Below are 18,464 nucleotides of genomic sequence, written 5' to 3' on the forward strand. Positions count from 1 at the left end.
GATGTCCGGTGTGAGCCAGCCGGTCCGACCCGAGGACCTCCGCATCTCCGACGCCGAGCGCGCCGACGTGCAGGCCGGGCTGCAGCGGGCGCACGACGCCGGGCAGCTCGACCTGCACGAGTTCGACGAGCGGGTGCAGGCCGTGTGGGCGGCGCGGACCCGGGGCGACCTTGCCCGGGTCACCGCCGACCTGCCCGCGCTGCCCCCGCCCCCGGGGCCGCGCCGGGCGTTCAGCGACGACGACGCCGGCACCGCGATGAAGGTGCTCGTGATCATCTGGGCGTGCATCAGCCTGGTGAACCTGGTGGTCTGGGGGATCCTCGAGGCCACCGTGGGCGGGATCCACCCGTGGTGGCTCTACGTGGCGCTCCCGCCGGGTGCCGTGCTGGGCACCCTCTACGCGGTCGGCATCGGCCGGCCGCGTTAGCCGGCGTCGGGGTCCAGCAGCTCGGCCCGGCGCCGCAACCGCCGGGGCAGCACGAACCAGCCGTACGCCAGCAACCCGGCCAGGACCGCCACCCCGATCCACCACCAGGGTGACGCCTGCACGGCCAGGTAGACCGTCATCGCGAGGAGGACCACCGCGCCAACCACGCTGGGAACGCGGTTGCGCCGGCGTTCGGCGAGTGCGTGCTCCACCAGCGCGTAGGCGGCGGCGCGGGTCTCCGGGTCCTCGGGTACGGGCCCCCGCAGCGACGCCCGCCCGGCGGCGCGCCGGGCGCGTCCCCCCAGCACGCCGACCGCCTCTGCCTGGCGCCGGAGCTGCCCGTGCATCAGCGTCGCCCCGACCAGGCCTCCACCGATCGCCGCTCCGACGGCTCCGGGCACGGCAGCGCTCCAGCCCTGCCCGCCGAGGACCGCGACGCCGAACGCCGCACCCGCCCCGCAGAAGAGCCCCATGATGAGCCCCAGTTGCGTGCGCGACGCCCGCGTCAACCACTCGTTCACCGACCGAGGATCACCACACCCGCCCGCCGGGACAAGCGGTCGAGGCGCCCTCCTCGGCCGGAACACCCGTCCGGGTGCACCGGCTCTCGGCGGTGGGCGGGAGCCTCACCGGCGGACGGCGGCCACGATGCGGTCGGGGCGGACCCGCACCGCGGCGGCCGGCCCCAGCCATCGGCGCAGCGTGCCGCTGGGATCGACGATCCGCACCTCCGTCCCGTCGGCCCGGCGCACCACGAGCTCCGCGGACAGCTCGGCCCACCCCTCGCCGAGGACGTCGTCCAGCCGGCACGGCCGGCCGTCGACGAGCACCTCCGGCTGCGGGACCAGCGTCCCGGCCAGCCGGCGGCCGGCCCGGCCGCGGCGCGCCACCAGCGGGCCGCGGCGCAGCGGCGGGGTCCGGCTGTCGGTGGCCAGCCGGGCGACGGCCGGGATCCGCCGGACGGCGGTCAGCACGGCCCGGCGGGCGACGGCGCCCCCGCGCCCGCCGCCGGTCATCAGCCGCCCGAGCAGCAGCGCCACCCGGATCAGCGCCCGGGCGTGCGGCTCGCGCTCGGCCTGGTACGTGTCCAACAGCTCCTCACCGGCCTCCCCGGCCAGCACGGCGGCGAGCTTCCAGGCCAGCTGGTGCACATCGCGCAGCCCCAGGCCCAGGCCCTGCCCCACGAACGGCGGGGTGAGATGGGCGGCGTCTCCGGCCAGCAGCACCCGGCCGTCGCGCCAGCGGTCGGCCACCTGCGCCCGGAACGTGTACTCCACCGCACGGACCACCTCGACCTCCGTGCCGCGGGCGACCGGGGCCAGCAGCGCCGCCAGCCGGGCCGGGTCGGCGAGCTCCTCGGCCGTCTCGCCCGGCGCCAGCCGGAACTCCCAGCGGTAGCGGTCGCCGGTCACCGGCATGAACGTGGCCGCCCGGCCCGGGTCGCAGACCTGGTGCACCCCCGGCCAGACCGGCAGCGGGACCGGCGCGCGCGCATCGACCACCAGCCAGCGGTCGGCGGGGCCGAGGTCACGCATCCGGGCGCCGATCAGCTTCCGCACGGTGCTGTTCGCGCCGTCGCAGCCGAGGACCCCCACCGCCCGGACGGAGCGGTCCGCCCCGGTCGCCCGGTCGGTCACCCGCACGGTCACCCCGCCGCCGTCCTGGTCGAGCCCGGTCACCTCGCTCCCGCGGTGCACCTCGATCCCGGGCGTCGACGCGACCGCGGCCGCCAGCACCTCCTCCAGATCGGGCTGGTGCACGAACGATCCCTGCGGCCAGCCGTTCGTGCCGGCGTCCGGGGCGCGCCGGAACTCGGCCAGCACCCGGTGGGCGGCGTCCAGCAGGCGCAGCCCGGCCATCGGCCGGCAGCGGGCGGCGACGTCGTCGGCCACGCCGGCCGCCTGCAGCACGCGGAACACCTCGTCGTCCAGGTGCACCGCGCGGGGCAGCGGATAGGGGGCCGCGTGCCGCTCCACGACGACGACGGGGAGCCCGGTGCGAGCCAGGAGCAGCGCGGCGGTGAGCCCGACGGGCCCCGCGCCGACGACGACGACCGGGGGGCGGGGCACCGGACCAGTGTGCGGGCCCCGAACGTTGCACCGAGGCCGGTGGGCCCGGCGCCAACGTTGCATGCCCCTTCCCAGGGTGTGATCGGGGTCATAGCGTGCGCGGCAGGCATGCGTGCCCGCGCATGAGGTGGACGGCCCTCGACGACGAGGGCGACGAGGAGGTTCCTGTGCCCGTGAACACCCGCGGCGCGATCCTGCGCTCAGCCCCCGGCAAGTGGGAGGTCACCGACCTGGTCGCCGACGACCCCCAGGTCGGTGAGCTCCAGGTGAAGCTCGCCGCCTCCGGCATGTGCCACTCCGACGACCACATCGCCACCGGGGACATGCCCGTCGGGCACTACCCCTTCCTCGGCGGCCACGAGGGCGCCGGCGTCGTCACCGCGGTGGGCCCCGGGACGAAGGACTTCGCGGAGGGTGACCACGTCGTCTTCTCCTTCCTCCCCGGCTGCGGCCGTTGCCGGTACTGCGCGAACGGCCAGCAGTACATCTGCGACTCCGGCGCCAACCTCCTGGTCGGCTCCCGCTGGGACGACGCCGAGAGCTTCCGCTTCCAGACCTCCGACGGCACCCCGGTCGGCCAGATGTGCGGGCTGGGCACGTTCGCCGAGGTGACGACGGTCGACGTCCGCTCCACGGTCAAGATCCCGAAGGACATCCCGCTCGACGTCGCCTGCCTGGTCGGCTGCGGCGTCGGCACCGGCTGGGGCACCGCCGTGCAGGCCGGCGAGGTGCGGGCCGGCGACACCGTCATCGTCATGGGTGTCGGCGGCATCGGGATCAACGCCGTCCAGGGCGCTGCGCACGCCGGCGCGAGTCACGTCATCGCCGTCGACCCCATCGACTTCAAGCGCGAGAAGGCGATGGAGCTGGGCGCCACGCACGCCTTCGCGAGCATCGACGAGGCCGCCGAGTTCGGTCGCAGCGTCACCAACGGCCAGGGCGCGGACAAGGTCCTGATCACCGTCGGCGTGCTCAAGGGCGAGCACGTCGCCCAGGGCGTCGAGGCGCTCGGCAAGGGCGGCCGGGTGGTCATCACCGGCCTCGGCGACCTCACCGACGTCGGCATCCCGATCAACCCGAGCATGCTGGCGCTGTTCACCAAGGAGATCCGGGGCGCGCTGTTCGGGGACCAGAACCCCAGCGCCGACATGCTGAAGATGCTGCGGCTCTACCAGGAGGGTGCCATCAAGCTCGACGAGCTGATCACCAAGCGGTACAAGCTCGACGACATCAACCAGGGCTACGAGGACCTGCACGCCGGCAAGAACATCCGCGGCGTCATCGTCTACGACTGAGCCCCGGCCTCCGACCCCTGATGATCAGGTCACCTGATCATCAGGGGTCCTGGCTCACGGTCGACGGTGAGCCAGGACCACACCAGGTGAGCCAGGACGACGGGAGCTGAGCCAGGACGTGGCACCGGCCGGGACAGGATCGTGACCAGCACGCGCAGCGCCGCCCACCTCGACGTGGGCGGGATGGTCCGCGTGGCCCGTCAGCGCGTGGTGGACCGCCTGCGGGAGGCGGAGGTGGTCGCCGCGGCGCTCTCCGCCGGGCGCAACGTCGTGCTGGAGGGCCCACCCGGCACCGGCAAGACCACGCTGCTGCGCGCCCTGGCCGACGGCGCCGGGGTCCCCCTCGTGCTCGTCGAGGGCAACGCGGAGCTGACACCCACCCGGCTGGTCGGCCACCACGACGCCTCCCGGGTCCTCACCGAGGACTACCGGCCGGAGAACTTCGTGCCGGGGCCGCTCACCCGGGCCATGACCGAGGGTTCGCTGCTCTACGTCGAGGAGCTCAACCGGGTCCCCGAGGAGACGATGAACGTCCTGCTCGGTGTCCTCTCCGAGCGGGAGATGCACGTGCCCCGCTACGGCCGGGTCGCGGCGCGGCCCACCTTCCGGCTGGTGGCGGCGATGAACCCGTTCGACGCGGTGGGCACCGCGCGGGTCACACCGGCCCTCTACGACCGCTCCTGCCGGGTGGCGATGGCCTACCAGGACGAGGACGCCGAGCTGCGGGTGGCCGAGGCGGTGACCGGCGGGGAGGCAACGCTGGTCGCCCGGGCGGTGCGGGCGGTCCGCATCACGCGCGACCACCCCGAGCTGCGCATCGGCGCCTCCGTGCGGGGGGCGATCGACACGGTGCTGATCGCCGTGGAGCTCGCCGCCGTCCGGGAGACCTCCCCCCTGCAGGAGGCGACCGGGCTCGACGCCGCCCTCGCCGCGCTCACCGGCAAGGTGACCCGGGGCGACGGCGTGGCGCGCCCGGTGGAGGACGTCGTCGCCGACATCTGGCGCCGGGCCGGTGAGGAGCTGGGAAAAGCCTGACGCCCGGGGAGGCGTCCCCCGGGCCGCCACCCCCGCCGGCGCCGGCCGGCGAGCGACCGGCGTCGGGCCCGCCCCGCGTCGTCGAGGACCCCGAGCAGGTCGAGGAGCTGCTGCGTGCCCAGGGCGCGCGCCGGTCCAGCCGCGACGAGCTCTCGCGCAGCAACCCCGACTTCGACACCGTCTCGCCGGAGGCGGGGACCCTCGACGCCGAGGCCGTGGCCGACCTGGCCGCCCGCGACCCGGACGCTGCCGCCCGGGTGCTCGCCGCGGCCGCCCGCGCGTTCGACCCCCGGCTGCGCGCCGCGGCGCGGGCGCTGGCCGCACGGCTGCCCCTGGGCAACCCGCGCACCGGCACTCCCGACCGCCCCGGCACCAGCCGGATGGTCACCCGGCGCGACCCGACCGGTTCAGACGTCGACCTCGACGCGACGCTGGCCGCGCGGGGGGCCGAGCCCCGGTGGCGCGCCGAGCACCTGCACACGAGGGGCTGGCGCTCCACCGGCCGCGCGGTGGTCCTGCTCGTCGACGCGTCGGGGTCGGTGGCCGGGGACGAACTCGCCGCCGCGGTGCTCACGGCGTCGGCCCTGGCCCAGCGCATGCGGCCGGGCGACGAGCTCGGCGTCGTCGCCTTCTGGTCGAAGGCCGTGGTGCTGCGCCCGCTGTCGGCCGATCCCCGCGCGGACGTCGTCGTCGACCGGCTCTGCGACCTCAGGGGCGGCGGCACCACCGACCTCGAGCTGGCGCTGCGGACGGCGGCGACGCAGCTCGCGCGCTCCCGCGCCGCCGACCGCCACGTGCTGCTGCTCTCCGACGGCGTCGCGACCGACAGCCCCGACCCGGTGGACGCCGCGGCGTCGCTGGCTCGCATACCGGCGCGGCTCCAGGTGCTCGCGCTGTCGGCCGAGGACGAGGCGATGACCTCCTGCACCACCCTCGCCGCCGCCGGCGGCGGGAGGGTGGCCGCGCTGCACCGGGCGTCGCAGGCCCCGTCAGCCGTCCGGGAGCTGCTGGGCTGACCGGCGCGACGCCGGGACAGCAGGCGTCAGGAGACGCCCATCATCGACATGAGGTCGATCGGGTCGGCGGGGGCGGAGATCTCCTCCTCCTCGCCGAACCGGCTGAAGGTGACGGTGCCGGAGTCGCCGCCCTCGCCGGTCGTGACCTGCAGCGGGTAGGCCGGCTCGTCGTCGGCGACGAACAACCGGCTGCCGTCCTCCTGCTCCACGACCACCACGTCCTCGCCGTCGAGCTCCTCGGAGCTGACCTCCTCGGCGATCTCGCTGTCCGGGTCGCGGAACTGCTGGACGAACCCGTCGAGGGAGATCTCCTCGAACTCGGCCACGGCCTCACCGGGGACGATCACCCAGCGGCCGTCGAACTGCGAGGCCATCTCCGCCGGCATGCCGAAGGAGGCCCAGAAGTCCGACGGTGCCTGCAGGTACACCTCGCCGTCGACCCGGAGCAGCTCGATCTCGGACCCGCCCATGGTCACCGAACCGGTGACGTCGTCGCCCTGCAGGTGCAGGTCGAGCTCGCCCTCCTCGCCGCCCTCCGCCATGGTGCCGGTGACGTGGAACGAACCGGCCTCCTCCAGGGCGTCGGCGGCCGCGTCGGCGACCTCGGGCCCGGTCATGCCGTCGAGCGGGCTGCTGCTCCCGCAGGCGGTGAGGAGCAGGGCGCTCGCGGCGGCGACGGCGAACTGGGGGATGCGCATGCGCACGGGAGGACCTCCGGAGTACACGTCTCCGGATCTCGGACGTCCGGCCGGACGGAATACTGCGGGGCGTGCGGCGCGACCGCCAGCAGCCGGTCCGCCCGGCGTGTCGCAGGTCAGCGGCGACCCGGCGCCAGGGAGCGGGCCCGCCCTGCCGCGGCGGGATCCAGCGGCACGGCGCTGGTCAGGACGGCGGGTCCCAGCTCGAGCCGGCCGTCGGAGAGCGCCGCGCAGCGCACCCCGCCGCGACCGCGCATCCCGCGGTGCGCGCCGGGCGCGAGGACCAGGTCCATCCAGGCGCAGGGGTTCGCCGCCCGCCCGCCGCGCAGCAGCACCGGTCCCGCGCCGCAGTCCAGCGCGAACTCCCGGCCGCGGAGCGCCTCCACCTCGGCACCCCGCAGCACCACGTTCCGCCGGGCCAGCAGCGGGTCGAACGGCGGGGCGCCCAGCTCGGCGGCGAGCGACTCCAGCGACTCCACCGCCAGCACCGTGACCTGGGCGTCCCGGTGGGCCGGCCGCCCGGCGTACCGGTCCCCGACGATGCCGACCCCCGCCCGGATCTCCAGCCGCTCCCGCCGGTCGTCGGCCTGCGCAGGCACCGCCGCGCCGGGGCGGCCGTCGTACCGGTGCGCCGGCGAGGCCAGCAGACCCACGACCTCCACCCCGTAGCGGAAGGGGAGCGCGGACACGTCCCTCAGCGGTCTCTCGGCCCCTCGGCAGGGGCCCGTCGCGAGCCTGCGAGTGGCGGGGGGCCGGGGGGTCCTTGATGGATGGGGCCCGAGACCTCGGCCAGCCGCCGGCCGCTGCCGCCCCAGCGCCCCTGGATGATCTCCGCGGCGATCGACACCGCCGTCTCCTCCGGGGTGCGGGCACCGAGGTCCAGGCCGATCGGCGAGGAGAGCCGGGCCAGCTCCTCGTCGCCCAGCCCGGCTTCGCGCAACCGGGCGACGCGCTCGTCGTGGGTGCGCCGCGAGCCCATCGCCCCGACGTAGGCGACCGGGGTGCGCAGCGCCACCTCCAGCAGCGGGACGTCGAACTTCGGGTCGTGGGTGAGCACGCAGAGCACCGTCCGCTCGTCGATGCGCCCGGCGTCGACCTCGGCCTGCAGGTAGCGGTGCGGCCACTCGACCACCACCTCGTGCGCCTCCGGGAAGCGCTTGGGGGTGGCGAACACCGGCCGGGCGTCGCAGACGGTGACCCGGTAGCCCAGGAACGCGCCGACCCGGGCGACGGCGGCGGCGAAGTCGATGGCGCCGAACACCACCATGCGGGCGGCCGGGGCGAAGGAGTTCACGAACAGGGTGAGGTCGTCGCCGCGCCGCTCGCCGTCGCGCCCCACGTGCAGCAGCCCGGTGCGGCCGCCGACGAGCATGCCGCGGGCGTCGTCGGCCACGGCGTCGTCCAGCCGCCGCGAGCCCAGCGTCCCCGAGGACCGGTCGGGCCAGAGCACCAGACGGCGCCCCAGCCGGTCGTCGGGGCCGGCGACCACGGTGACGACGGCGACCGGCTCGTGCCGCCCCACCGACTCCGCGACCTCCCCCAGCTCGGGGAAGGACTCGCGCGACACCGCCTCCACGAAGACGTCGAGGATCCCGCCGCAGGTCAGCCCGACGGAGAAGGCGTCGTCGTCGCTGACCCCGTACCGGCGCAGCGTGGGCTCCCCGGTGGCGACGGCGTCCCTGGCCTCCTCGTACACCGCGCCCTCGACGCAGCCGCCGGAGACGCTGCCCACCGCCGTGCCGTCGGGTCCGACCAGCATCGACGCGCCGGCGGGCCGCGGCGCCGAGCGCCAGGTGCCCACCACGGTGCCCACGCCGACGGTCTCCCCCGCCTGCCACCAGCCGACCAGGTCATCGAGCACGTCTCGCATCCGGCAACTCCTCCCCAGATCTCCGGTGCTGCCCGCGCGGCTCCTGCAGCACCCCCGACAGCTCCTCGAACGCGGCCATGCTGTGCCCGGCCACGAAGTGGTCGACCGACGGCAGCGCCGCCTGCATCCCGCCGGTGAGGGGTTCGTACCCCGTCCGGCCCTTGTGCGGATTGACCCAGACGACGGCGTGCGCGAGCCGCCGCAGCCGGGCCATCTGCTCACGGAGCAGGCCGGTGTCCCCACGCTCCCAGCCGTCGCTGCACACCACCACCACGGCGCCGCGCGCGGTGCCGCGCTGGCCCCACCGGTCGAGGAAGGCCTTGAGCACCTCGCCGAGCCGGGTACCGCCGGACCAGTCGGGGATCGCCTGCCCCCCGGCGGCCAGCGCCCGGTCCGGGTCGCGCAGCCGCAGCTCGCGGGTGACCCGGGTCAGCCGGGTGCCGATCGTGAACACCTCGGTCGACGCCGGCCGGGCCCGCACCGCCGCGTGGGCGAACCGCAGCAGCGCGTCGGCGTAGGGCGTCATCGACCCGGAGACGTCGACCAGCAGCACGACGCGGCGGGGGCGCGGCCGCGGGCGGCGGTGCACCAGCCGGCTGACCTCGCCGCCCTCGCGCAGCGCCCGGCGCACGGTCCGGCCCGGGTGCACACCGCCGTGGGCCGCCGGCCGCCGTCGCCGGGCCGGGCGCATCGGGGCGGCCGGGACCAGCAGGGCGAACAGCCGGCGCAGGTGGGCGCGCTCGGCGTCGGTCAGCCCGGCGACGTCACGGTGTCGCAGCACCTCGTCCGCGCTGGCGCGGGCGGCCAGGTCGGGGGTGTCCGGGTCCTCGTCCCCCTCGCCGGTGCCCGCGTCGAGCGGCGCGCTGGCGGCCAGCTGCGGCCGCACCTGCACCGGTGCCGGGGCGGGGCGCGGGCGTCGCCCGGAGAACCAGGCCAGGAAGGCCGCGTCGTAGCGGTCGAGGTCGTCGGGGCCGGCGCAGAGGGTCAGCCGGCCGGCCCAGTAGACCGCCGACGGCTGGAGGACGTCGAGGTGGCCCAGGGCGGCGAGCATGGCCTGGACCCGGTCCGGGGAGGCGGTCACGCCCGCGTGCCGCAGCGTCCGGGCGAAGCCCAGCACGGTGTCGACGACGTCCCGCTCCGCCGTCCCCGACGCGTCAGCCACCGAGCAGCGCCTCCGGGTCCAGCGACCGCACCCGCTCGGTGTCCTCCCGGTACTTGAGCACCGCGCCGAGCGTCCGCGCCGCCAGGTCGGGGTCCAGGTCCCGGGCCCCGAGCGTGTGCAGCGCCGTCGCCCAGTCCATCGCCTCCGCGACCCCGGGCGGCTTGAGCAGGTCGAGGGTGCGCAGCGTCGCCGTCGCCCGGGCCACCTGCCGGGCCAGCTCGTCGGTGACCTGGGGCAGCCGACGGCGCAGGATCGCCACCTCGCGGTCGAAGTCGGGGTGCGCCAGCCAGTGGTACAGGCAGCGCCGCTTGAGCGCGTCGTGCACCTCGCGGGTGCGGTTGGAGGTGAGGACCACCAGCGGCGGGGTCTCCGCCCGCACCGTGCCGAGCTCCGGGATGGAGATGGTGAAGTCCGACAGCACCTCCAGCAGGAACGCCTCGAACTCGTCGTCGGCGCGGTCCACCTCGTCGACGAGCAGCACGCTCGGGGAGTCCTCCAGCGCCTGCAGCAGCGGCCGGGCCAGGAGGAACCGGCGGTCGTAGAGCGAGGCCTCCAGCCGCGCGGGGTCGTCGGCGGCGTGCGCGGCCTCGGCGGCGCGCAGGTGCAGCAGCTGACGGCCGAAGTCCCAGTCGTAGAGCGCCTGGCTGGCCTCGAGCCCCTCGTAGCACTGCAGCCGGTAGAGCGGCCGGCCGGTGATCTCCGCCAGCGCCTGGGCCAGCGCCGTCTTCCCGACGCCGGCCTCGCCCTCGAGGAACAGCGGCCGGTGCATGGCCAGCGCCAGGTGCGCGGCGGTGGCCAGCCCCTCGTCGGCGAGGTAGCCGGTGCCCGCCAAGGCGGCGGACAGCTCGTCGGGGCTCCCGGGGACCGTGCGCTGGCTCACCTCCCGAGCATCCCACCTGGGCGCTTCCTCCCGCTCCCCCGCCTCCGTCCGGGCGTCGGGCACGATGACCGCATGCCGACGCCGGATGCCGCCCCGACCGACGAGCTCGCCCTCGGCGACGACCTGCGGGCCTTCGTCGACGCCTCGCCGTCCCCCGCCCACGCGGTCGCCGAGCTGGCGCGCCGGCTGCGCGCAGCCGGGTTCACCGAGCTGGCCGAGGCGGACTCCTGGGCACCGGCGCCCGGCGGGCAGCACTTCGTCGTCCGGCACGGCAGCCTCATCGCCTTCCGGATGGGCAGCGGCCCGCTGGCCGAGACCGGGATGCGGCTGGTCGGCGCGCACACCGACTCGCCGACGTTCAAGGTGCGGCCGCGCAACGACGTCCGGCAGTCGGGGTACCGCCTGGTGGGCGTCGAGCCCTACGGCGGCGGGCTGTGGCACACCTGGCTGGACCGGGAGCTGACCGTGGCCGGGAGGCTGGTGCTGCGCGGGGGCGGGACGACCCTGGTGCGGCTGCCCGGCGCCCCGCTGCGGCTGCCCTCCCTCGCCATCCACCTCGACCGGAGCGTCCGCGAGGGGCTGACCCTCGACCCGCAGCAGCACCTGGTGCCGGTGTGGGACCGCGACCTCGGCACCGGGCCGGGGCTCACCGAGGCCCTCGCCGCCACGGCCGGGGTGGACGCCGGCGACGTCGTCGGCACCGACCTGGTGCTGGCCGACACCCAGCCGGCGTCGCGCGCCGGGGCGGACGGCACGTGGGTGGCCGCCCCCCGGCTCGACGACCTGGCCTGCTGCCACTCCGGGCTGCTGGCCCTGCTGGCCGCACCGGCCGGGGCACGCACGCAGCTGCTGGTCTGCAACGACCACGAGGAGGTGGGCAGCGGCTCCATGTCCGGCGCCCGCGGCAGCTTCCTCGAGGACGTCGTCCAGCGGCTGGCCGCGGCGACCGCTCCTGCGGATGCGCAGGCGGTGCACCGGGCGCTGGCCCGGTCGGTGCTCGTGTCGGCCGACATGGCCCACGCCGTGCACCCGACGCGCGCCGAGCGGCACGAGCCGGCGCACCGGCCCGAGCTCGGCGGCGGGCCGGTGCTCAAGGTGAACGCCAACCAGGCCTACGCCACCGACGCGGCCTCCGGGGGCTGGTTCACCGAGCGCTGCGACGACGCCGGCGTCCCGGTGCAGACGTTCGTCACGCGGGCGGACCTCCCGTGCGGGAGCACCATCGGCCCGCTGACGGCGACCAGGCTGGGAGTCACCACGGTCGACATCGGCGCCCCCATGCTCGCCATGCACTCCTGCCGGGAGCTGGCCTCGGCCCGCGACGTGCCGCTCATGGTGGGGGCACTCACCGCCTGCCTGGCTGGCTGACCGGTGGACCGCCGGGCCGCGCCCGGCGGTCCACCGGCTCAGGTGGCTGCCGGCGCCCGCTCGGCCAGGCCGTCGCGGATGACCTGCTTGGTGAGCTTGCCCGACGGGTTGCGCGGCAGCACGTCGACGGTCACCACCTCGCGCGGGAGCTTGTACCGCGCGAGCTTGTCCCCGAGGAAGTCCCGCACCTCGTCCAGGGTGATCTCCTCGCCGTCCGCGCTCACGCAGACGGCCACGACGGTCTCGCCCCACTCCTCGTGCGGCCGGCCGACGACGGCGACGTCGGCGATCCGGTCGTGACCGCGCAGGACCTCCTCGACCTCCTGCGAGTGCACGTTCTCCCCGCCGACGATGATCACGTCCTTGAGCCGGTCGACGATGAAGAGGTAGCCGTCCTCGTCCACCCGGGCGACGTCGCCGGTGCGGAACCAGGGGCCGACGAACACGTCGGCCGTGGCCTGCTCGTTGCCGTGGTAGCCGGCCATGCGGGTGTCGGCGCGCAGCCAGATCTCGCCCACGCCGCCCGGGCCGACGTCCGTGCCGTCGGCGGCGACCACGCGCAGATCGACACCGGGCATGCCACCCCGGCCGATCGATCCGGCCTTCGCCAGCTGCTCGGCCGGGTACAGCGCCGTGCCGACCGGGCCCATCTCGCTCATCCCGTACACCTGGAAGAAGCGGTCGGTGCCGTAGGCGTCGACCAGCGCCCGGGCCACCTGCTCGCCCAGCGGGGCGCCGCCGTAGAGCCACTTGTCCACGCTCGACAGGTCGGCGTCGGCCAGCGACAGCCGCCCCGCACGCGCCAGCTGCACCGGTGCCAGGTAGGCGATCGGCGCTCCGAAGAACGCGGTGACGCGGTGCCGCTCGACCGCCCGCAGGAAACCGGCGGGGTCGTACTCGCGCTGCAGGACCGTGGTGGCCCCGAGGAACACCATGGTCAGCAGCCAGTCGTTCAGCGGGGCGGCGTGCCAGATGGGCATCGCGAGCAGGAACCGCTCGTCCCGGGTGAACCCCAGGGTGCTGACGATCAGCGGCGCGACCGCCGAGATGGTGCGGTGGGTGTGCACGCAGCCCTTGGGAGAGCTCGTCGTGCCGGACGTGTAGAGGATCTCGGCCGGGGAGGCGTCGTCGTCCACGGCCGGGCCGGCCACAGGGGTCGCCGCGTCGACCAGCGTGTCGAGGTGGGGGAGCCCCCCGGCGCCGGTCTCCGTGGTCAGCCAGGTCGTGCCCGGACTGGCCTCGGTCGCCGTGCCGGCGAGGGCGCCGGCGACGACGCCCACGGTCGCGCCGCTGTGCTCGACGGCGTACCTGACCTCGGGGACGGCGAGCTTGTGGTTCACCGGCACCAGCACCCCGCCGGCGAACCAGGTGCCGAAGGCACCGATGACGAAGCCCGGGGTGTTGTACGTCATCACCGCGACCCGGTCGCCGGGCCGGACGCCGGCGTCGATGAGCACCCGGGCCGCCCGGCGGGCCCGGTCCAGCAGCTCGGCGTAGGTGATCGCCCCGTCGTCGGTGACCAGGGCCTCCTTGGTGGGCACGAGGCGGGCGGCACGCTCGAGCACGGCGGTCAGGTGCATGGATGGGTCCTCCGGGTCGGGTCAGGGAGTGGCGGCGCGGTCGGCCGCGCCGCCGGGTCGGGGAGGCGCCGGCCGCACGGCGACGACGGTGCCCTGGGCGATGGCGACCGGGGTCGTGGCACCGGCGTCGTCCACGGACAGGACCTCGCAGTGGCACACGGCCCTCCGTCCGGTCGTGTGGACCACGGACGCGCGCGCCCGGAGGGTGCGGCCCCGTGCCGGCGCCAGGTAGTCGAGGGTGAGGCTCCCGGTCAGCACGGCCGGTCCGAGCACCGAGCCACCGGCGAAGGTGACCGCGTTGTCGGCTGCGTAGGCCAGCACACCGCCGTGCACGTGGCCGTTCTGCTGGGTCAGCTCCGGGCGCACCGACAGCTCGAGGACGGCCGCGCCGTCGCCGAAGCCGGTGAGCCGCGCACCGAGGAGCCGGCTGAACGGCTGGTCCGCGAGCACGCGTTCGGCGATGGCCGGTGACAGCGGGGGATCGGCGGCCCGGGTCACCGGCGCCGTCGCGTCCACTGCCGGATCAGGCACGGGCGACGATGGCGGCGAGGTCCAGCGAGGGGTCCAGGGCGCCGTACTCGAGGGCGCGCTCCTCACCCAGCCGCGCGGCGACGAAGGCGTCGGCGACGGCGCCGGGCGCCTCGCGGATCACGACGGCGCCCTGCAGGGCCAGCGCGAGCGACTCCACCACCCGCCGCGCGAGGCCGGGCGCGGCCGCGGGGTCCGCCTGCGCCCGGGCGAGGAGCCGCCGGGTGGTCGCGACGTGCGCGTCGAATTCCCGGTGCTGCCCGAGCGCGGAGGAGATCTCCCGGTCGACGGCCTCGACCGACCGGGGCTCGCGCGCCATGGCTCGCAGCACGTCGAGGGCGATGACGTTGCCCGAGCCCTCCCAGATCGCCATCACCGGCTGCTCCCGGTAGCGGCGGGCCAGCGGGAAGCTCTCGGTGTAGCCGTTGCCGCCCAGGCACTCCATCGCCTCGTAGGCGTGGTTCGGCCCGCGCTTGCAGACCCAGTACTTGGCCACCGCGGTGGCCAGCCGGCGGAAGGCGACCGACTCCTCGTCCTCGCTGTCGTAGGCGGCGGCCAGCCGCAGTGCCGTCCAGGTGGCGGCCTCGGCCTCCAGCTGCAGGTCGGCGAGGACTGCGGTCATCGCCGGCTGGTCGACCAGCGTGGCACCGAACGCGCTGCGGTGCCGGGCGTGCCAGGCCGCCTCCGCGACGGCCTGCCGCATGCCGGCGGCGCTGCCCAGGACGCAGTCCAGGCGGGTCTGGCCGACCATCTCGATGATGGTGCGCACGCCGCGCCCCTCCTCCCCGAGGAGCCACCCGACGGTCCCGTCCAGCTCGATCTCGGAGGAGGCGTTGGACTTGTTCCCCAGCTTGTCCTTGAGCCGCTGGATGCGGAACACGTTGCGCTCGCCGCCGGGCAGCACCCGGGGGACGAGGAAGCAGGACAGCCCGCTGCCGGTCTGGGCGAGGACGAGGAACGCATCGGACTGCGGCGCCGAGCAGAACCACTTGTGCCCGGTGAGCCGCCAGGTGCCGTCACCGGCGTCGACGGCGCGGGTGGTGTTGGCCCGCACGTCGGAGCCGCCCTGCTTCTCGGTCATCGCCATGCCGAAGATCGCCGAGGGCTTGGTGGCCGGGTCGCGCAGCTCGGGGTCGTAGTCGCGCGAGTACACCCGGGGCAGCCACTCCGCGGCGAGCTCGGGCGAGTGCCGGAGGGAGGGCACGACGGCGTGGGTCATGCTCACCGGGCAGGAGTGGCCCGCCTCCACCTGGGCGAAGAGCATGAAGGTGGCCGCGCGGGCGACGTGCGCACCCGGCCTCGGGGCGGACCAGCAGCTGGTGTGCGCCCCGTGCTCGACCGCCGCGCCGATGATCCGGTGGTAGGCGGGGTGGAACTCCACCGCGTCGACCCGGTGGCCCCACCGGTCGTGGCCGGCGAAGACGGGGGGATGGGTGTTGGCCAGCTCGGCGTCGCGCTGGAAGTCCGCCCGCCCCACCAGCACGCCGACCTCGCCGAGCGCCTCGTCCGCCCACTGCGCGTCGTAGCGCTTGACCGCCTCGGTCAGCACCGCGTTCGTCCGGTACTCGTCGATGTCCACCCGCGGTGGCGCCTGGTTGAACACCTCGTGCGTGCTGGTCACTGGAGCTCCTCCGCACCCAGGGCCCGGAAGCAGAAGCTCCGGATCCCGGTGATCACGTCGTGGTCGGTGGTGGGGGTGGTCGTCGCCGGGCCGAGGGGGCGGAGCCGGTCGACGAGCGCCTCGGAGATGGCCCCCATCACGGCCGACGCGGCGAGGACCACGTCCTGCTCGACGAAGACGCCCTCGGCGATGCCGTCGTGGACGATCTGCTCGCCCAGTTCGGTGTAGGAGCGGCGGAAGACCAGGCGCTCGGCGTCGACCCCGGACGTGACCGGCTCGAAGAGCAGGGCCCAGGCCATGCGCCGCCCCTGCAGCGCCCGCCCGGCGAACGTGCGCACCAGCGCGTCCAGCCGGTCCGCGGGCCGGGGCCCGGCGTCGGCGACGGCGGTGCGGACGGCGGCGAGCTCGTGGGCGGCCGCGCTGCGGAACACCTCGGCGAGCAGGTACTCGCGGCTGTCGAAGTGCGAGTAGACCGAACCCACGCTGACGCCGGCCTCCCGGGCCATCGCGGCCACGGTCGCGGCGGCGAACCCGTGCCCGGCGACCAGGTGCCGGGCCGCAGCGAGGAGGGTCTCGCGCCTGCGCTCGGCGGTGCGCCGGGTGAGCTCGGTGGCGCGGTACGGCACGGCGCCCTCCCGATAAAGAAGTGAACCGCGGTTCAGTCGCGGACAGGAAGGAGTGAACCACGGTTCAGAACGGGCGCGCAAGGGGCCCGTGCCCGGACATGCTGACGGCGGCCGGCCGAGGAGAGATCTCCCCGGCCGGCCGCCGTTCGTCAGGTGCCCCGGCCCTCGGCCGGGGTGGGCTCACCGCCGACGGGCGTCGTCCGCGCCGTCGACCTCGACCTGCTCCTTGCGCACGTCGGCGCTGACCGTCTCCTGGTCGGTGACGGTCTCCTTGTCCATCCGGACGCGCTCGACCGGGACCGCCTCCTTGGCGACGACGGGCTTCTCGGCGTGGAGGGTGACCTCGTGCTCCTCCTCGCTGATGGCCGGCCCGTCCATCGCCTTGCCGGCGTTGGCGTCGGTGATCGGCTCGCGCTCGACCCGGACCTCCTCGTGGGACACGGGGACGGTCTCGGTCACGTTCTCGCTCACCACGTACTTGCGCAGGCGGGCGCGACCGGTCTCCTCGCGGCGGGTGCCGACGTCCAGCCGCTCCTCCGAGCGGGTCATGGCGTCGTCCGTGGTCGGGCCGGAGGTGTCGCGGCCGACAGTGCCCCGGGTGTCGGTGCGGTCCGTGTCGGCCGTGCCGGTGGTCCCCGCCACGCCCGTGGTCTCGGTCATGGTGTCGGTGCGGCCGGTCGTCCCGGTCGTGCCCGTGCCCATGCCGTAGTACCGGTAGAGCTCCTCCTCCTCCTGCGGGGAGAGGTGACCGTCGGTGTCGATCTTGGGCGCGTCCTTGACGCGGTCCTTGCTCACCGGTACGCGGAGACCGTCGTCGGTCAGGTCGGCGTCACGGATGGGGACGAAGGACTCCTTCGTCCCGAACATGCCGGTCTTCACGGTGACCCACTCGGGCTGGCCGGTCTCGTCGTCCAGGTAGACCTCGGAGGCCGACCCGATCTTGCTGCCGGTCTCGTCGTAGACGTCCTGGCCGATCACTCGGCTGATGGTCTCGGTGCCGATCATCGTCGTTGTCGCTCCTATCTGAGCTCGGGGATGTTCGTCCCTCCGATGGGTGACCGGCACGGTCGCAGCGAAACGAACCGATCGAGACCGACGGCGGATCGACCCGGCCCGGAGCGCTCCGCCCGTCACGGTCCCGGAGCGCTCCACGGGCTCCGGAACGGCCATCGGCGCAGGTCACGCGCGTATCCGTGGCGCACCACCGGATCGCCCGTTGCGCCCGGCAACTGCCGCAGCCACGCTCACTCTGCGTGTTTTGGACCTGCCCGGGCGTGTCGTCCGGGATCGGTCCGGCACGCGGGTCGGCGCGTCGCCCACGACCGTGCCGACAGCATGCCTAGCGTCGTCGGCGTGCCTCCCCGTTCGCCGTACGACAACCTGGTCCACCCGCGTACCGTCAAAAAGCCCAGCCCCCAGGTCGAGGCGCTCAAGGACGTCGTCGTCGAGGACCCCAGCAGCGGGTTCGTCGGCGCCGTGGTGCGCTGCGAGAAGGACGTCGTCCACCTCGAGGACCGGTTCGGGAAGGTCCGCGCCTACCCGCTGGGGCCCGGCTTCTGGGTCGACGGCCGGCCGGTGGTGCTGGTGCGCCCGAAGCAGAACGCACCCTCGGGCCCGCAGCGGAGCGCGTCGGGCTCGACCTACGTGGTCGGCGCGCGGGCGCGGGTGGCCCGCGAGGGGCGCATCTACGTCGAGGGCAAGCACGACGCCGAGCTGGTGGAGAAGGTCTGGGGCCACGACCTGCGCATCGAGGGCGTCGTCGTCGAGCCGCTGCACGGCGTGGACGACCTGCCCGGGATCGTGCGCGACTTCCGGCCGTCGTCGGGACGGCGGCTCGGCGTGCTCGTGGACCACCTGGTGACCGGCTCCAAGGAGTCGCGGATCGCCGCCCAGATCACCGGGGACCACGCGCTCGTGGTCGGGCACCCGTTCATCGACATCTGGCAGGCGGTCAAGCCGTCCGTCGTCGGCATCAAGGCCTGGCCGACCGTGCCCAAGGGCGAGGACTGGAAGACCGGTGTCTGCAAGCGGCTGGGCTGGGAGGACGACACCGGCTACGTGTGGGCGCAGCGGATCCTGGCCCGGGTGAAGGTCTGGACCGACCTGGAGCCGACGCTCATCGGCCGGGTCGAGGAGCTGATCGACTTCGTCACGACCGACTGACGCTCCGATGATGATCAGGTGACCTGATCGTCAGGGGTCCTGGCTCAGCGTCGACCGTGTGCCAGGTCCCCACCACGTGTGCCCGGACCTCGGTCGGCGCGGGTCAAGTAACCCCGCGGGGCATAG

At 75.2% G+C, this 18,464-nt stretch carries 18 protein-coding genes; 6 read left to right on the forward strand and 12 right to left on the reverse strand.

Translation table 11 applies throughout. The features are described from left to right. Positions 1-10: 10 nt before the first annotated feature. The gene (locus tag ACI799_RS17400) at positions 11-427 is read left to right on the forward strand and encodes a DUF1707 SHOCT-like domain-containing protein (RefSeq protein ID WP_456591161.1); all 417 of its coding nucleotides are present in this window, start codon (positions 11-13) and stop codon (positions 425-427) included. On the opposite strand, the gene ACI799_RS17405 is transcribed toward ACI799_RS17400, so the two are convergent. Then, positions 424-948 carry a hypothetical protein gene (locus ACI799_RS17405; RefSeq protein WP_456591160.1) on the reverse strand — a complete coding sequence of 175 codons (525 nt, stop codon included), beginning with the start codon at positions 946-948 and terminating at the stop codon, positions 424-426. The two genes, ACI799_RS17400 and ACI799_RS17405, sit on opposite strands and share 4 nt — an antisense overlap. Positions 949-1,053: 105 nt before the next feature. After that, entirely contained in the window at positions 1,054-2,496 is a 1,443-nt protein-coding gene (locus ACI799_RS17410; RefSeq protein WP_456591159.1) for a bifunctional 3-(3-hydroxy-phenyl)propionate/3-hydroxycinnamic acid hydroxylase, read from the reverse strand. A gap of 122 nt (positions 2,497-2,618) precedes the next feature. Here ACI799_RS17410 and ACI799_RS17415 point away from each other — a divergent pair, with 122 nt between their 5' ends. The 3 genes from ACI799_RS17415 (at position 2,619) to ACI799_RS17425 (ending at position 5,842) form a co-directional block, all read left to right on the forward strand. After that, positions 2,619-3,791, forward strand: coding sequence for an NDMA-dependent alcohol dehydrogenase (locus ACI799_RS17415; protein WP_456613561.1), 1,173 nt, complete (start codon positions 2,619-2,621; stop codon positions 3,789-3,791). 141 nt (positions 3,792-3,932) lie between these two features. Further along, positions 3,933-4,826 (forward strand): AAA family ATPase, encoded by an 894-nt coding sequence (locus ACI799_RS17420; RefSeq protein ID WP_456613562.1) that lies wholly within the window; start codon positions 3,933-3,935, stop codon positions 4,824-4,826. Between the two features lie 215 nt (positions 4,827-5,041). Next, positions 5,042-5,842 (forward strand): vWA domain-containing protein, encoded by an 801-nt coding sequence (locus ACI799_RS17425; protein WP_456591156.1) that lies wholly within the window; start codon positions 5,042-5,044, stop codon positions 5,840-5,842. A gap of 26 nt (positions 5,843-5,868) precedes the next feature. Here the strand turns inward: ACI799_RS17425 and ACI799_RS17430 are convergent, their stop codons facing one another. From ACI799_RS17430 to ACI799_RS17450, 5 genes are all read right to left on the reverse strand, one after another. Continuing rightward, positions 5,869-6,540 carry a hypothetical protein gene (locus tag ACI799_RS17430; RefSeq protein WP_456613563.1) on the reverse strand — a complete coding sequence of 224 codons (672 nt, stop codon included), beginning with the start codon at positions 6,538-6,540 and terminating at the stop codon, positions 5,869-5,871. 116 nt (positions 6,541-6,656) lie between these two features. After that, on the reverse strand, positions 6,657-7,229 hold the full coding sequence (locus tag ACI799_RS17435; protein WP_456591154.1) for an MOSC domain-containing protein: 573 nt from the start codon (positions 7,227-7,229) through the stop codon (positions 6,657-6,659). Positions 7,230-7,234: 5 nt separating this feature from the next. Further along, positions 7,235-8,410, reverse strand: a complete 1,176-nt coding sequence (locus ACI799_RS17440; protein WP_456613564.1) for an XdhC family protein — start codon at positions 8,408-8,410, stop codon at positions 7,235-7,237. Continuing rightward, entirely contained in the window at positions 8,391-9,572 is a 1,182-nt protein-coding gene (locus ACI799_RS17445) for a vWA domain-containing protein (RefSeq protein WP_456599650.1), read from the reverse strand. Before ACI799_RS17445 ends, ACI799_RS17440 begins: the two co-directional genes overlap by 20 nt. Then, positions 9,565-10,452 (reverse strand): AAA family ATPase, encoded by an 888-nt coding sequence (locus ACI799_RS17450; protein ID WP_456591151.1) that lies wholly within the window; start codon positions 10,450-10,452, stop codon positions 9,565-9,567. The genes ACI799_RS17445 and ACI799_RS17450 overlap by 8 nt, the downstream gene beginning before the upstream one ends. 72 nt (positions 10,453-10,524) lie before the next feature. On the opposite strand from ACI799_RS17450, the gene ACI799_RS17455 reads away from it, so the two are divergent. Beyond that, positions 10,525-11,820, forward strand: coding sequence for a M18 family aminopeptidase (locus ACI799_RS17455; RefSeq protein ID WP_456591150.1), 1,296 nt, complete (start codon positions 10,525-10,527; stop codon positions 11,818-11,820). Positions 11,821-11,858: 38 nt separating this feature from the next. On the opposite strand, the gene ACI799_RS17460 is transcribed toward ACI799_RS17455, so the two are convergent. The 5 genes from ACI799_RS17460 to ACI799_RS17480 all read right to left on the reverse strand — a co-directional run bounded on the left by ACI799_RS17460 (position 11,859) and on the right by ACI799_RS17480 (position 17,180). After that, positions 11,859-13,400, reverse strand: coding sequence for a class I adenylate-forming enzyme family protein (locus tag ACI799_RS17460; RefSeq protein ID WP_456613565.1), 1,542 nt, complete (start codon positions 13,398-13,400; stop codon positions 11,859-11,861). Positions 13,401-13,421: 21 nt separating this feature from the next. Beyond that, entirely contained in the window at positions 13,422-13,931 is a 510-nt protein-coding gene (locus ACI799_RS17465) for a PaaI family thioesterase (protein ID WP_456590218.1), read from the reverse strand. Beyond that, entirely contained in the window at positions 13,924-15,549 is a 1,626-nt protein-coding gene (locus tag ACI799_RS17470; protein WP_456590217.1) for an acyl-CoA dehydrogenase family protein, read from the reverse strand. Before ACI799_RS17470 ends, ACI799_RS17465 begins: the two co-directional genes overlap by 8 nt. Next, complete coding sequence (locus tag ACI799_RS17475; RefSeq protein WP_456613566.1) at positions 15,546-16,175, reverse strand: TetR/AcrR family transcriptional regulator; 630 nt, start codon at positions 16,173-16,175, stop codon at positions 15,546-15,548. Before ACI799_RS17475 ends, ACI799_RS17470 begins: the two co-directional genes overlap by 4 nt. Positions 16,176-16,355: 180 nt before the next feature. Then, the gene (locus tag ACI799_RS17480) at positions 16,356-17,180 is read right to left on the reverse strand and encodes a DUF2382 domain-containing protein (RefSeq protein ID WP_456599652.1); all 825 of its coding nucleotides are present in this window, start codon (positions 17,178-17,180) and stop codon (positions 16,356-16,358) included. Positions 17,181-17,528: 348 nt separating this feature from the next. Here ACI799_RS17480 and ACI799_RS17485 point away from each other — a divergent pair, with 348 nt between their 5' ends. Continuing rightward, positions 17,529-18,338 carry a DUF3097 domain-containing protein gene (locus tag ACI799_RS17485; protein ID WP_456590214.1) on the forward strand — a complete coding sequence of 270 codons (810 nt, stop codon included), beginning with the start codon at positions 17,529-17,531 and terminating at the stop codon, positions 18,336-18,338. The last annotated feature ends 126 nt before the right edge of the window (positions 18,339-18,464 follow it).

The sequence above is a fragment of the Blastococcus sp. SYSU DS0753 genome (assembly GCF_054051175.1).